Origin of the sequence: Henriciella barbarensis, assembly GCF_003576345.1 — a bacterium.
Taxonomy (GTDB): domain Bacteria; phylum Pseudomonadota; class Alphaproteobacteria; order Caulobacterales; family Hyphomonadaceae; genus Henriciella; species Henriciella barbarensis.
This window is the reverse complement of the sequence record NZ_QWGB01000004.1, coordinates 195320-209632: the sequence shown is the minus strand read 5'-3', so window position 1 is coordinate 209632 and position 14313 is coordinate 195320. Positions and strand designations below refer to the sequence as shown.

Sequence of the window (14313 nt, the reverse complement as noted above, 5' to 3'; positions counted from 1 at the left end):
CCCTAAAGCGGAATATTATCGTGCTTCTTCCAAGGGTTCTCGAGTTCCTTGCCGCGCAGGGTGCGTAGCGCCTTGCAGACGCGGCGGCGGGTGGAGTGCGGCATGATGATGTCGTCGATATAACCCTTCTTCGCGGCCACGTACGGGTTGGCGAAGTTGTCTTCGTACATCTTGGTGTGCTCGGCGATTTTCTTCTCGTCGCCAATATCCTTGCGGAAGATGATTTCCACCGCGCCCTTGGCGCCCATCACGGCGATTTCAGCCGTTGGCCAGGCATAGTTCATGTCACCGCGCAGGTGTTTGGAGCTCATCACGTCATAGGCGCCGCCATAGGCTTTCCGGGTGATGACGGTGACTTTTGGGACCGTGGCTTCGGCGTACGCAAAGAGAAGCTTGGCGCCGTGTTTGATGAGCCCGCCATATTCCTGCTTGGTGCCCGGCATGAAGCCCGGCACGTCGACAAAAGTGACGATCGGGATGTTGAAACAGTCGCAGAAGCGCACGAAGCGAGCCGCCTTGCGTGAGCTGTCAATGTCGAGGACGCCGGCGAGCGTCATTGGCTGGTTGGCGACGAAGCCGACGGTGGAGCCTTCCATACGGCCAAAGCCGCAGAGGATGTTGGCGCCGAAATCAGGGCTGATTTCGAAGAAGTCGCCTTCGTCTGCCGTCTTCTCGATCAGCTCGCGCATGTCGTAAGGCGTGTTCGGATTGTCCGGGATGAGGGTGTCGAGGCTTTCCTCCACCCGGTCCGGATCATCAAAGCTTGGGCGCTTTGGCGCTTCTTCGCGGTTCGACAGCGGCAGGAAATCGATGAGGCGGCGCATCTGGATAAGCGCCTCGATGTCATTGTCGAACGCGCCATCGGCTACGCCGGACTTCTTGGCATGGACGGACGCGCCGCCCAGCGTTTCGTGGGTGACTTCCTCATTCGTGACGGTTTTGACCACGTCCGGGCCGGTCACATACATGTAGGAGGTGTCCTTCACCATGAAGATGAAGTCGGTCATGGCGGGCGAATAGACGTCGCCGCCCGCACACGGCCCCATGATGACGGAGATCTGCGGGATGACGCCGGAGGAGAGGACATTTTCCATGAAGATGTCGGCATAGCCGGCAAGGCTATCGACGCCTTCCTGAATACGCGCGCCGCCAGCGTCAAAGATGCCGATGACCGGCGCGCCATTGCGGGCCGCGGCCTTCTGGATCTTCACGATCTTTTCCGACTGGGCCAGTGAGAGCGAGCCGCCGAACACGGTGAAGTCCTTGGAGAAGACGTAGGTGAGGCGGCCATTGACCGTGCCGAAGCCGGTGACGACGCCGTCGCCCGGAATGCGCTGCTCTTCCATGCCGAAATCGTGGGAGCGGTGCTCCACGAACATGTCGGTTTCCTCGAAGCTGCCTTCGTCCAGCAGGAGGGTGATCCGCTCACGCGCGGTGAGCTTGCCCTTTTCGTGCTGCTTGGCGATGCGGGCTTCGCCGCCGCCCATGCGGGCCTCTTCGCGTTTTGCCTCAAGCGCTTCGATGACGTCTTTCATGGGGCAGCCCTCTCGATCGGTGAGTCCTTGAATGTGGCTGTCCTTGTTACTGAATGGGGCGGGCGACGCAAGAAAAAGGGCAGGCTGCCCCATGGGCAACCTGCCAGCCTTTCTTCAGTTGGGCGGGGGCCCGCCTCCAGCAGGCCTGCTCAGGCCCTAATTTCCGCGATGACCACGGTCGCTCCGGCCGCCATAGAGCGGGGTCTGCGTCGCAGTGGTCGTCGTCACCGTATGTGCGCCGCGCGGGCCGTAGGTGGTGGAGGAGTGGCTGCGATAGCCGTGATGGCCGTTATCGTGGCCTCTGTTGTAGCCGCGATTGCCACGGCGGCCCGGTTCTGGGAGGCCTGCGAGTTCGGTTACGTTGCCGCGGCGGACCGTGCAGCGCACATCGCGGTAGAATTCGCGGCGGCGGCCTTCAAACTCGACATCATTGAAGCGAACGACAAAGCCACGCGGGCCGATCTGGCGAACGCGCAGATCATTGTCGATGTCCACATCGCGGAAACCGGCGCGATAGCCCTTGCGCTGGATGGCGCCAGCACACTGGCGCACCGCGGCGCGGCGAAGCTGGCGGGTCTGCCATGGACGCTGGCCGTAGCGGTCATTGCTGTAATAGCGGCCATCGCGGCCACGCCAGCGGTCATTGCCGACGGAGATATAGAAAGACGCGTCAGCGACGCTAAGGAGTGCGCCCGAAAAGGCGGTTGCATTGCGGTGAGGGGCCTCATCCGCGAAAGCCGGGGCGGCGGTGAGTGGGAGAGCCGCTAAAGCCAGCGCTGCCACACGGTTATTCATGACGTGCTTCATCATGAAAACAGGTAAACACACCGGCGCAGAACCAAGCCTGACCGCTCTGTTCGGTTTCAGTTCACATTTTTAATTATTCAGAGACTTGGGCCAGCGAGTGCCTTGTGGGCCCCGCGCCTAGGCCTTGATAGCTGCGAAGAACTGGCCGATGGCATCCGCGTCTGCGCGGCGGCGGGCGACGACATCCATCGCTTCGGCGTCCTCGCCCCACTGCTCGATCTGCCAGGTCTCATCAATGCGCGAGAGGTCAAAGGCGTCGAGGGCGTCAAGCTCCCCCTGCTCTACCGCGAGCGCAAGGACCGCAGAGCCATAGAGCGCCATGGCCCAGGTGAGCGCAGTGAGGCGGAGATCGTCAAGGCTGGCCGCATGGTCGCGCGCTGCCTTCAGCGATGCGTCAGGCTGCGGGGAGGCGATAATGCCCTCTACAGGGACAAGGACAATGTCCAGCGTTTTACCCGCCCACTCGCGCCAGTGTCCCCAGCCTGCTTCCTGGCGCGCCCGCAGTTCGCTCGGACCTTCTGCAAGGTGGCAGACAAGGTCGGTCTCGGCATACTTGGCGACCTCATCGGCGAGCGCGTCGCGCGCACCGGGTGCGCCATCAATGGAGACGTTGAGCAGACGCGTCAGCGGCATGGTCATCGGGTCAATCAGCTCGCCCTGCGCGGCCCACTCTTCTGCGATCAGGGTCGCGAGCGTCTCATGCTCGGTCGCGAGATGGTTTTTCTCTGGCGTACGCACAGGCTTGTCGTCCAGCAGGATCGCCCACTTGTCGCCGTCACGCGAAACCGCCGCCTCCTTGTAGAAGCGGCGGGGCAGGTTTGGTGGGGTTGGCTTGTGCGTCGTCATGCAGCGACCTCATGCCATGCGCTGGCGAAAGGTCAAATGCTGCGTTCAGCTAGCCTGCGGCAGTGGTGTCAGCGTCGGCGTGACGTTGGCCGGAGAGGTCCATCTTGTCGACCACGAGGCGCGTATTGCGCTCCATCAGAATAATGCTCTGGCCGATGCGGACCGTCTTGAGGTTCTCTGCCTTACGCTCAAGCGCGAGGTTTGCGCGCCATTCGAGGGCAAGAGGATACATCGTTTCGGGGAACGCCTCACCGACTTCGATACGGTCTTCTAGGACGGTGCGCTCAAAGCAGAGCTCCTGGGCGGCGAGGCCGACATCGCAATTGCGATCGGCGACGTCGAAATTGCGATCAAAGACAGCAGTATCGTTCGCGGTAAACTGTGTCGCGACAGAACCGCTGGCTGTGCTCGAATGGGCCGACAGAGCCAGTGCGCCACCACCGATTGCGGCAACTGCAAGTCCCGTCAGAATATAATCGATGTTGTACTTCACGGCTTGGGTCCTTTCGATAAGCATCATTGCAACTTGGTTAGGAAAGGAACGCAGCCATCCGTATATCGATCCATCCCGGCTGCACTTTTTTCTGCGTTATCAGGCCACTAAACGAAAAAGGCCGACCTGTTTCCAGGCCGGCCTTTCAATCGGGTGACTGCGAAAAGCCTTACTCGACTTCGTCTTCGAGCTCGTCGCCAGCTTCTTCCATTTCGTCGCCGGCTTCGTCGATTTCTTCGCCCATTTCTTCTGCTGGGCCATCATTGTCGTCACATGCTGCGAGACCACCAATTGCGCCCATACCGATAAGAAGTGCGACCAAAGACTTTTTCATGAGATTCCCCTTGTGTTTCTGGATACTCAGGGGTCGAAACGCCGCTGATCGAAGGCCGTTCCCTAATTATTGGAAATTTTTTCTTCGAATGAGGCCAGACCGGCATTCAGGCTGGAAAAAGTATCATGCACTTCGTGCGCACCCGCTGCGTGAAGTTCGTCTGCGCGACCAAAGCCCCAGCTGACGCCCATCGTATGGATACCGGCATTACGACCCATGGCGATGTCGTGGATCGCGTCGCCTATGATGAGCGACTGGTGAGGCTCACAGCCCAGCGCGTTCATGCACTGCTCGACCATGAAAGGGTGCGGCTTACCGGGGCCATCATCGGCGCACCAGATGGTGTCGAAATACTGCTCGAGCGGATGCATCTTGAAGATGGCACGGATACCGCGATGCGACTTGCCCGTCGCCATGGCAATCAGCCAGCCATCTTCTGCGAGGCGTTTCAGCGAGTCTTCGGCGCCCTCGTAAAGCGGCTCAACGAAGTTCTCTTCGGTGCGGCGCGCGACAAAGGCTTCCTTGTAGGCGGTGCTCAGGCCAACTGGATCGTGATAGTCCGGCGCGAGGATGCGGCAGGCTTCTTCAAGGCCGAGGCCGACGATCTTCCGGGTCTCTTCATAGGCTGGCTCTGGCAGGCCGCAGACACCAAAGGCCCGGCACATCGCGGCCTGAATGACTTCCCGGCTGTCGACAATGGTGCCGTCCATATCCCAGATGGCGAGTTTAAGTTGGGTCATTTCAGCTAATCCAATGTGCGTACACGTGCGTGGGCAGTTCCGGAGACGAGCACGCCAGGGCTCGGACCTTTAGATAAACAGCTCAAGCGGGTCCTTGCCGGCTTCCTGTTCGAGGAATCCAAGCGTATCGAAGGTCCGTTTCATATGGCCGGACAGTGGCGCCTGCAGCAGAAGCGGCTTCTTGTTCTTGCGCGGTATCTGCAACGCGCGTGCATGAAGATGCAGACCATTGGCGACGCCCTGAGGCACTTCGCGGCGGGTCATGTACTTGTCATCACCCAGGATCGAGGTGCCCAGCTCATGCATATGGAAGCGCAGCTGGTGCATCCGGCCCGTTTGGGGGCGAAGCGCGACCCAGGCGGCTTTCTGACCGGCCTGAGAGACCGTGATATAATCCGTAATCGCGTGGCGCGCGCCTTCATCATTCTGCGCGCACTGGACCATACGCTCGCGGCCTTCAGAGCCTTCGCCCTTCGTCATCCAGCAACGCACCTGTCCGGCAGGCGGCTTCGGCGCGCCGACAGTGACGGCCCAGTAGACCTTTTCCATGTCGCGTGAGCGGAAGAGGTCGCCTAGCCATGCCGCAGACGCCGGGTGACGCGCGATCAGAAGGAGGCCGGAGGTTTCCTTGTCGAGGCGGTGTACGAGTTTCGGGCGGTATTCCCCGTCCGACAATATGTCGAGCATACCATCAATATGACGGTCGCCCTGCTTTGTGCCGCCCTGCACGGCAATGCCAGCCGGCTTGTTCAGCGCAAACAGGTCTTCATCCTCATAGATGACCATTTCGCGCATGAACTGCTCATCCTTGGCCGACGCGGTGCTTGCCGAGCGGGCCTTTTTCTCTGCGGCCGTCGGCTGGTGCAGAGGGGGTAGGCGCACGACCATGCCGGCATCAAGACGCGTATTCGCCTTGGCGCGGGCGCCATCGACGCGGATCTGGCCCGAGCGCAGCAGCTTTTCGATCTGTCCCTGCGTGACGTTAAGGCGGCGCTTAACCCAGCGGTCGAGGCGTGTACCTTCTTCCTTAGGGCTGACAGTTTCATTGATGACTTGGCTATTCATGCCAGTACCTTCCGCATGATCATCATGCCTATGAGAACAAGAGCGAGGCCCGCTACAACGGATAGGCCCGCATAGGCAATGGCGCGGGTCCAGTCGTCTTTCTGAATGTATTGCGCGATCTCGAGCGAGAAAGCCGAGAATGTCGTGAAGCCGCCGAGGAGACCGGTTGCAAGGAACAGACGCGCGCCCTGCCCGCCGCCAAGGCTTTCACCCTTGAAAGCCAGCCAGCCAATGAACAGTCCCATGAGTAGGCTGCCCAGCAGATTGACGAAGAAAGTCGCCCACGGCCAGCCGCTGAACCCGAAGCGCACAGCCGCAAGCCCCGCCCCATGGCGGAGGCTGGCGCCAAGCGCGCCACCGAGAGCTACATAGAGAAATCCGCTCATCGACAGGGCTTTTACGGCGATTGGGCGGAAATTGACAGCCTGCACCCCAGCGCTGACGCGGCGTCGCGTCTTGCCATCAGCGCACCGGCCGATACGCTTTGCGCCAACGTGAATGTCCGCGAAGAGGCATCCGGGAGGAAGAGATGAATTACGATCTGATCATCGTCGGTGGCGGCATCGGCGGATCCGCAATGGCAGCGACAATGGCGCGCGCCGGCAAGTCCGTGCTGCTCCTCGAAAAGTCAGCCACTTTTACCGATCATGTCAGGGGAGAATGGATCGCGCCATGGGGGGTGGTCGAAGTTCATCGCCTCGGTCTCTACGATCTGCTCCGAGAGGCAGGCGGCCATCACATTACGTCTCACGTTCACTATGATGAAAGCCGCGCCCCTACAGCAGCTGAAGAAACAGCGCTTCCGCTTGGCGTGTTCGCGGAGAATGTGCCGGGGCCGCTCACCATTGGTCATCCGCATCATTGCCAGACATTGTATGACGAAGCGGTCCGTTGCGGCGCAAAGGCTGTGCGCGACGTAAACGTCACCGATATCACGCTCGGCGCGGCACCGGCAGTCACCTACGAGCATGATGGCGAAACCTGTACGGCCGCAGCTCCGCTGATTATTGGCGCGGAAGGACGCATGTCACCGACCCGCAAGGCAGCTGATATCAAGCTGCATCAGGACAAACCCCATCACTGGTTTGCGGGCCTTCTGGTTGAAGGCGTTGAAGGTTGGGACGAAACACGCCAGGCCATCGGCACAGAGGGCAGTTTCGGCTTTCTCGCCTTCCCGCAGGGCGGCGACAAGGTCCGCGTCTATGGCGGCTATGCCCTGGAAGACAAGGGGCGGTTCGCGGGTGAAGATGGTCCGCGCAAATTCCTGGAAAGCTTCCGGATGAATTGCGCGCCAGGAAATGAAGCGATCGCCGACGGGAAACCAGCAGGCCCGCTCCTCTCCTATTTCAACAATGATAGCTGGACTGATGAGCCCTTCGCAAAAGGGTGCGTCCTGATTGGCGATGCAGCGGGTTGGAATGACCCGATCAATGGTCTCGGGCTCTCAATTACCTATCGCGACGTCCGCATGGTGTCTGACATCCTGAAAGCGACCCCTGCCGGACAAGCGCCTGATTTTTCAGAATACGCGGCCGAGCGTTCCGAGCGGATGCGGCGGCTGCGCTTTGCAGGCCACCTTCAGGCCTCGCTCGATATGGAGTTCGGCGATGACGCTAAGGAGCGGCGCAAGCGCTATCTCGAACGCGCCGCGGCTGACCCCAGCCTTGGCCTGCATGGGGTTGCCATCATGGGCGGGCCGGAAATGGTCCCGCCTGAAGTCTTCACGGATGCACACAAGGAAAGGGTTCTGAACGGATGAGCCCCATGGATATCGAACGTTTCAATGCCGACTGGCTACAGGCCTGGACAGACAAGGATGTGGATCGGCTGGTCAGCTTTTACTCAGCCGACACGGTCTACAAGGACCCGCAGGTGCCACACGGCGTTGAGGGCCGTGAGGCGCTGAAGGCCTATCTTCAGACACTGTTCAGCTCCACACCGCCCATGACCTATTTACCAGAACTGGTCTGGGCAATTCAGGGTGGCTTCTGCGGGCGCTGGTATTGCGACATCGGCGAAGGCGGCAAGGAGGGCAAGATACGGGGCTTCGACCTTGTCCTGATCGAGAACAGCCTGATCAAGCACAATGAAGTCTACGTCCATCCACTTAGCGAGACCGCCAATGCCTGATATTCGCGACTGGAAAGACATTGACGCTGACTGGCTGACAGCGGCGCTCAAGAGTGACGGGATAGAGGCTCGCATTGCCTCATTCGAAGCTGGCAAGGTCGGCACCGGGCAGATCGGCGACTGCGTTCGCTTCAAGCTGAACTACGCAGAAGCTTCGCCCGATGCGCCCGCCACGATTGTGGGGAAGTTCCCGTCAGAAGGCGCAGAGAGCCGCGCGACGGGCATACAGCTCGGCAATTATCTGCGCGAGGTGAAGTTCTACCAGCTGCTGCAGCCAAATGCGCGTATCTCGACGCCGCATTGCTATTTCACCGATGTAAATGAAGAGACGCATGATTTCGTCCTCATGATGAGCGACATGGCCCCTGCCGAACAGGGCGACCAGCTTGCAGGCGTCACACTGGAAGAAGCAAAACTGGTCCTGAAAGAGGCCGCAAAGCTGCATTCGGCCTACTGGCAGGACGAAAATCTGGATGAGTATGACTGGGTCATGGGCACGACGAATGCGCCGGACGTCCTGGACCCTGACATGATTGCGGGCCTCTGGGACGGTTTCAAGGCCCGGTACGCCGACCGCGTGACGCCCGAAGCGATGAAGGTCGGCGATGCGCTTTCGCGCAATATGGACAGTTATGGCGAGAGCCGCGAAGGGCAGAAATGCCTGATCCATTCCGACTTCCGGCCCGATAACATGTTGTTCGACCTGTCCAACAAGGACAAACCGGTCACCGTGGTCGACTGGCAGAGCTTTGGCTATGGTCCAGGCGGCGCGGATGTTGGCTATTTCATTGCGGGTGCCATCGACCCTGCGACGCGGCAGGCAAATGAGAGCGCGCTGGTAGACCTCTATCTTGAGGAACTCAGCCGTCTCGGCGTCTCCGACTATGATCGCAGCGACTTCCTGCGCCATTATGTGGCCGGGGCGTACCAGCATTTCTTCACCGCCTATTTTGCGGCAATGCTGGTCACTCAGACCGAGCGCGGCGACAATATGTTCTTCCGGATGTTGAACGGTGCGGTGGATCTTATCTCCGACCATGACGCGCTCGACTGGTATGGCTGATTAAATCCACAGGCTGGGCGAGCCCGAAAAGCGTTCTATCTGGCGTGGCAGTTTACCAGCCAGCCAGCCAGAAAGGTCCAGCCATGGTCCCGTCTTTTTCCAGAACACTCCTCGCCGCCTGTGCCGTCCCTGCTCTCGCCCTCACCGCTCTTGCGCAAGCGTCCGGCGAAATGATGAGAGTAAGCGGCACCGAAGGTACGGTGCTGACGGCTGAAGCGCTTGAAACCTTTGACGGGGCCTGGGCGATGACCTTCCTGCCGGATGGTCGCGCCCTGGTGACCGAGCAGGACGGCGACCTCTGGCTGCTCGGAACCGACGGCGCGAAGCTCGGCCAGATCGCGAATGTGCCGCAAGTCACGATGCGTGGTCAGGGCGGCCTTGGCGACATCATCATCCATCCGGACTTCGCAGAGAACGGAACGGTTTTCCTGTCCTATGCTGAACGCGATCCGCAGGATGACACGCTGTCAGGCGCGGTTGTCGACAAGGCAACGCTGGAGCTTTCCGAAAACGGCGGCAGCCTGACCAGCGTTAACCGCATCTGGGAGCAGTCACAGAAAGTGCCGGGCAATGGGCATTATGGTCATCGCCTTGCCGTCGCGCCGGATGGCAACCTCATCATCACGTCCAGTGAGCGCCAGAAATTCAGCCCCGCACAGAATATGGATATGAACCTCGGCAAGGTCATCCGCGTGACCATTGATGGCGCGCCGCTGGAGGATAACCCGTTCTATGGCAATGGCGGCGTCGCCGACACCATCTGGTCGCTAGGCCATCGCAACATGCTGGGCGTTGCCTTCGACGCGGACGGCCAGCTCTGGGTGCACGAGATGGGACCGGCAGGCGGCGATGAGCTGAACCTCATCCTCAAGGGCGAGAATTATGGCTATCCCATCGTTTCGAATGGGGAGCACTATAACGGCAAGCAGTTCTTCGGAACTCACGAGGATTTCCCGATCTATGAGAACCCTGCCCTGTCCTGGACGCCGGTCATAAGTCCGGCTGGCCTTATCATTTACGGTGGTGAGACGTTTATCGACTGGCGGGGCGACGCCTTTATAGGCGGGCTGTCTTCCAAGGCACTGATACGTGTCGAGTTCGAACAGGCCCCGCTCGACAACCAGGGCTCTGGTGGCACCTCCTCCACGATGGAGACCACAGCAGATGAGGCCGAGCGCTATGAATGGGGCAAGCGTATCCGCGAAGTGGAACAGGGGCCGGATGGCGCGATCTATGTGCTGGAAGATGATGCCGGTGGCCGCCTGATCCGCCTGACGCCAGCGGCTGAATAGCGACCTTCAAACCCGATAGATTGAGGCCGTCGTTTCAGATCGAAAGGGCGGCCTCTTCCATTCTTGCGAGGAAATCTTCGGGAAGCGGTGCTTCGAGCTGAAGTCTGCCCGCGCCGGGATCAGGATGGGCGATATCGAGACGCGCGGCATGAAGCATCAGCCGGTTTGCTGAAAGCTTGCCGGAGCCATAAATACGGTCACCGAGTATGGGGCAGCCTAGCGCGGCCAAATGCGCCCGGATCTGATGCATGCGGCCTGTGACGGGTTTCGCCTCAATCAGTGCGACGCTGTCGGACCGGGACAGAATTTTCCAGTGCGTTTCAGCGCTCATCGCGCCTTTCTGTTTTGCCGGGGCCGGTATCATCTTCTCGCGCCCGCCCCTGTCAGATGGCACTTTCAGGAGCGCTTCTGAACAGACGCTCTCGCTCTCGGTCGGCAGCTGGCCCGCCACGATGGCGAGATAAGTCTTGGAGGCGTTACGTTCTGAGAATTCGTGCGAGAGCGCAGCAGCGGCAGGCTTGGTACGTGCCACCACGAGGACACCGGACGTCCCGGAATCTATCCGGTGAACAAGGCGCGGGCGCTTGCCATTCGATTTCGCAAACGCCCAGAGCAGAAAATCGAGCGATTTGCCGCGACCGCCAGCAATCTGCACGGCGAGTCCCGGCGGCTTGTTGAAAGCAAGCACCTGATCATCCTCGTGGATGAGCAGGCCGTGCACAAAGGCACGGTCTTCGTCCGGGATGTGTGGGATGGGCGTGTTTCGGGCCATGACCTGCTCATAACGCGGGCGGACAGACTGCCGCAACGGGCCGTTCCAGCCAAAGAAAAAGGGCGGCCCCGTGAGGCCGCCCCTTCCTGATATTCCGTTCTTCCGGAACCTCGAAGGACTTAGAAGTCCACCGTGGCGCCCATGAAGATGTAACGGCCGAGTGCGTCGTACACCTGCGGGTAGGTGTTACCGTTACCTGGGGCCGTACCAACGACGGAGGACAGCGGCGGATCTTCATCCGTGACGTTGTTCACACCGAGGCGGATGCGGGTGTTGTCCAGGAGCTGGTAGCTCGACGACAGGTCGAAGTAGTTCTGAGCGTCGAACGAAGCGTTGATCGGCGCTGGGTTGGACGCGTCGAGGTCAACTTCGCTGAAGTGACGCCAGGTACCCGTGACGGACAGCTTGCCGTCCATTGGCATCCAGGTCGCGCTCGCCTTGTGGCGATACTCAGGGTTTGCACCGTTGCCGAAGTTTGACTGACAGCGGCCGCCATAGAGGCCAACACAGTCAAACGGAGGCGTGACGGATGCGTCCGGCAGCGACTGAACTTCGAGGCTTTCGAGGAAAGTACCGACATAGTCGAAGCTGAAGACACCGGTCGCACCTGCGTCATAGCTGTAGTTCGCCTGAAGGTCGAAGCCAGTGGTTTCGAGGCTACCCGTGTTGACGTTCGTCGCGATGAAGAAGCCAGTCGGGTTTGCCCAGAGCGTGCCACCAGTACCGCGGTTGATGAGCGAGCAGAAGAATGCATCGCCGGTCAGGGCACACTGGTTGATCGAGGTCTCGGCAGGCACCGTCGAGATGTAGCCTTCCACTTCGATGCTGAAGTAGTCGAGCGACACGGTGAGGCCGTCGATGAAGCTCGGCGTGAACACTGCACCAACCGTGAACGTATCCGACTCTTCTGGTTCCAGGTCTTCGTTACCACCCGTCAGGATGTTGTACTGGCCAGCTGGGCTGGTCAGCGCCTGCGCGCCATAGTTCGCCGGGTCAAGACCGGTGTTTGCACACTGGGCCTGGGTGAACAGTGGGTTCGGGCCGGCACATGGGTCACCATCTGCTGGGTCGAACAGCGTCAGGCCTGCTGGCGAGAACAGTTCGAAGATGTTCGCAGCACGGACAGCGCGCTGGAACGAACCGCGGACCATGAAGTCCGAAGTTGGCGAGTACTGAAGGCCAACCTTGTACGCGTCGGAATCGACGTTGTCGTAGTAGGACTTACGATAGGCGAGGTCCATGTTCAGGTCGTAGATGCCTGGACGTTCCTGAACCAGCGGGATGTCGAGTTCTGCAAAGATGTCGATGACATTCTGCGAACCAGAGATCGCCTGGGTTGGACCACCCTGACCAGCACCGTCACCGGACTGGTATGCGGCATCCGGGTTAGAGTCGAGCGTGTCACGGCGGTATTCAGCACCGAAGGCCCAGCCTGGTGCGTCGACAGCCATTGGCGATGCAATGCCGTAGTCACCAAGCGAACCGAACATCTTGCCGGAAATAACCGTCTGGGTCACGTCGCCATTACGGTTCAGCGGGCTCACAACATAGTCGATCGCTGCTGGATCCGGAGCCGCACCCGACCAGATGTCGTAAGGCACACAGGCCGCGTCATCATTGGTTGGGTCAGTGTCGACGTTGACGTTACACGCCACGCCGCCATTGCCGTCTGGAACCGCGTAGAGCGCGTTCGTCAGCTTACGGATCGAGAGGTCGTTATTGTAGACTTCCGTACGGACCACTTTCGCGAACGATGCATAGACATCGTAGCCGATCGAGGTGCCTTCCAGATCGCCGCGGATGCCGATGACATTGCGGAAGGTCTGGTGACGGATGTCCTGGTTACGCGGACCACCTTCGACGTTCCGGCGAAGCGCCAGAAGCGAACCAACGCCGACGACAGCGTCTGGCGCCAGGCCATCACAGCCGATGAAGGACGTCTGCTGAGCCGAAAGGAACGGGTTGTCACAGTTCAGACCACCAGCTGCACCAGCGACACCGTAGCCGAACACACCGGAAGGTGCGATCTGCGAGTTGGTTTCGTTCTGAACGAACATGAACTCGCCATAGGCTTCGATATTGTCCGTGATGTCATAGTTCAGGAACGTGCCGAACGTGTACTTCTCGTTCGGACGCTGGAAGTGGTTGAACGGGTTGAAGTTGAACGTGTCGGTGACGAAGTCACGCGCGATGAACTGGCCAGAACCCGATGGGTCCACGCGGCCCCAGGTACCGGTTGGCAGACCGCCGCCCAGATCAAGCAGGTTGGTGAACTGGTTCGTACCCGAACCTGCACAGGTGAACTCATTGCCATTGTTGCGGGTACCAAGCGCACACTGTGCGTAGTCGCGGTCGCCCTGAAGGACTTCGTTGACGTTCTGGTACGACGCGAAAGCCATCATGTGGCCGCGGTCATTATCGAAGTTGCCACCAGCCATCAGGGTGACATCGACGGCATCGCCATCTTCGACAGAGCCGCTTGGCACGCGATACTGGCTTGAGTTGAGGGCTGAGAATTCTTTCAGAAGACCCTGAAGCTCACCATCATTGTTGTGCTGATAGAAGCTGTAATTGGCGTCGATCTGGAAGCCTTCGAAATCGTCGTTCATGACGAAGTTCACAACGCCAGCAATAGCGTCAGAACCGTAGGTCGCCGAGGCACCGCCGGTCAGAACGTCAACGCGCTCAACCAGCTGGGTCGGGATCGAGTTGATGTCTGGTGCGGAGATGTTCAGCGAGCCGTATGGAAGGCGGCGGCCGTTCATCAGAACGAGCGTACGCTCGGAACCGAGACCACGAAGGTTGACGGAAGCAGTACCGGTACCACCGTTCGCGAGCGAAGAACCTTGAGCACCGAATGCCTGTGGCAGGGTGTTGACGAGGTCTTCAGCGCGGATCGTACCACGGATGTCGAACTGCTCAGCATCAAGCTCGGTGACCGGGCTGGTTGCCGTCAGGTTGCCGGATTGCGGAATGAGCGAGCCGGTGACAACGACCGTCTGTTGACGCGCCTCAGCCTCTTCCTGCGCTGGTACGGTTTCGACATCATCCTGCGCAAAGGCAGGTGCTGCGAACACCGTCATTGCCGCACCGGCGAAAACCGCCGACGTCAGCAAATGTTTTTTGAGTGTATTGCCGTTCACTGTTGAACCTCCAGATTAACTCTCGTGTGCCATGCATTTTGGCAACCGACCCCTCAGAAATCGGTATAGGTGACAGTGCTATCCAAGAAGATT

Annotated in this window: 14 protein-coding genes; 4 read left to right on the top strand and 10 right to left on the bottom strand. The window is 59.8% G+C overall.

Translation table 11 applies throughout. From position 1 onward, the window contains the following. Positions 1-2: 2 nt before the first annotated feature. The 8 genes from D1224_RS02235 to D1224_RS02205 all read right to left on the bottom strand — a co-directional run bounded on the left by D1224_RS02235 (position 3) and on the right by D1224_RS02205 (position 6206). Positions 3-1535 (bottom strand): acyl-CoA carboxylase subunit beta, encoded by a 1533-nt coding sequence (locus D1224_RS02235; RefSeq protein WP_119378306.1) that lies wholly within the window; start codon positions 1533-1535, stop codon positions 3-5. A 156-nt stretch (positions 1536-1691) separates the two neighbouring features. Continuing rightward, a complete protein-coding gene (locus tag D1224_RS02230; protein WP_119378305.1) occupies positions 1692-2330 on the bottom strand; it encodes a hypothetical protein in 639 nt (212 codons plus the stop codon). Between the two features lie 129 nt (positions 2331-2459). Next, positions 2460-3188 carry an ATP12 family chaperone protein gene (locus tag D1224_RS02225; protein WP_119378304.1) on the bottom strand — a complete coding sequence of 243 codons (729 nt, stop codon included), beginning with the start codon at positions 3186-3188 and terminating at the stop codon, positions 2460-2462. Positions 3189-3237: 49 nt separating this feature from the next. Continuing rightward, complete coding sequence (locus D1224_RS02220) at positions 3238-3681, bottom strand: hypothetical protein (protein ID WP_147372303.1); 444 nt, start codon at positions 3679-3681, stop codon at positions 3238-3240. A 169-nt stretch (positions 3682-3850) separates the two neighbouring features. Further along, positions 3851-4015, bottom strand: a complete 165-nt coding sequence (locus D1224_RS16395) for a hypothetical protein (RefSeq protein ID WP_182482133.1) — start codon at positions 4013-4015, stop codon at positions 3851-3853. A 62-nt stretch (positions 4016-4077) separates the two neighbouring features. Further along, a complete protein-coding gene (locus D1224_RS02215) occupies positions 4078-4755 on the bottom strand; it encodes an HAD-IA family hydrolase (RefSeq protein ID WP_119378302.1) in 678 nt (225 codons plus the stop codon). A gap of 69 nt (positions 4756-4824) precedes the next feature. Continuing rightward, positions 4825-5820, bottom strand: a complete 996-nt coding sequence (locus D1224_RS02210; RefSeq protein WP_119378301.1) for an RluA family pseudouridine synthase — start codon at positions 5818-5820, stop codon at positions 4825-4827. Beyond that, a complete protein-coding gene (locus tag D1224_RS02205; protein WP_119378430.1) occupies positions 5817-6206 on the bottom strand; it encodes a fluoride efflux transporter FluC in 390 nt (129 codons plus the stop codon). Before D1224_RS02205 ends, D1224_RS02210 begins: the two co-directional genes overlap by 4 nt. A gap of 143 nt (positions 6207-6349) precedes the next feature. Between D1224_RS02205 and D1224_RS02200 the strand changes: the two genes are divergently transcribed. The 4 genes from D1224_RS02200 to D1224_RS02185 all read left to right on the top strand — a co-directional run bounded on the left by D1224_RS02200 (position 6350) and on the right by D1224_RS02185 (position 10305). Beyond that, the gene (locus D1224_RS02200; RefSeq protein ID WP_119378300.1) at positions 6350-7579 is read left to right on the top strand and encodes an FAD-dependent oxidoreductase; all 1230 of its coding nucleotides are present in this window, start codon (positions 6350-6352) and stop codon (positions 7577-7579) included. A gap of 5 nt (positions 7580-7584) precedes the next feature. Next, on the top strand, positions 7585-7950 hold the full coding sequence (locus tag D1224_RS02195; RefSeq protein ID WP_119378299.1) for a YybH family protein: 366 nt from the start codon (positions 7585-7587) through the stop codon (positions 7948-7950). Continuing rightward, positions 7943-9013 carry a phosphotransferase gene (locus tag D1224_RS02190; RefSeq protein WP_182482132.1) on the top strand — a complete coding sequence of 357 codons (1071 nt, stop codon included), beginning with the start codon at positions 7943-7945 and terminating at the stop codon, positions 9011-9013. Before D1224_RS02195 ends, D1224_RS02190 begins: the two co-directional genes overlap by 8 nt. A gap of 83 nt (positions 9014-9096) precedes the next feature. Further along, the gene (locus D1224_RS02185) at positions 9097-10305 is read left to right on the top strand and encodes a PQQ-dependent sugar dehydrogenase (RefSeq protein ID WP_119378297.1); all 1209 of its coding nucleotides are present in this window, start codon (positions 9097-9099) and stop codon (positions 10303-10305) included. Between the two features lie 34 nt (positions 10306-10339). Here D1224_RS02185 and D1224_RS02180 read toward each other — a convergent pair whose 3' ends face one another. Continuing rightward, positions 10340-11077: an RluA family pseudouridine synthase gene (locus D1224_RS02180; protein ID WP_119378296.1), complete on the bottom strand. Its 738-nt coding sequence runs from the start codon at positions 11075-11077 to the stop codon at positions 10340-10342. Positions 11078-11196: 119 nt separating this feature from the next. Then, positions 11197-14220: a TonB-dependent receptor domain-containing protein gene (locus tag D1224_RS02175; RefSeq protein WP_119378295.1), complete on the bottom strand. Its 3024-nt coding sequence runs from the start codon at positions 14218-14220 to the stop codon at positions 11197-11199. Positions 14221-14313 lie beyond the last annotated feature (93 nt).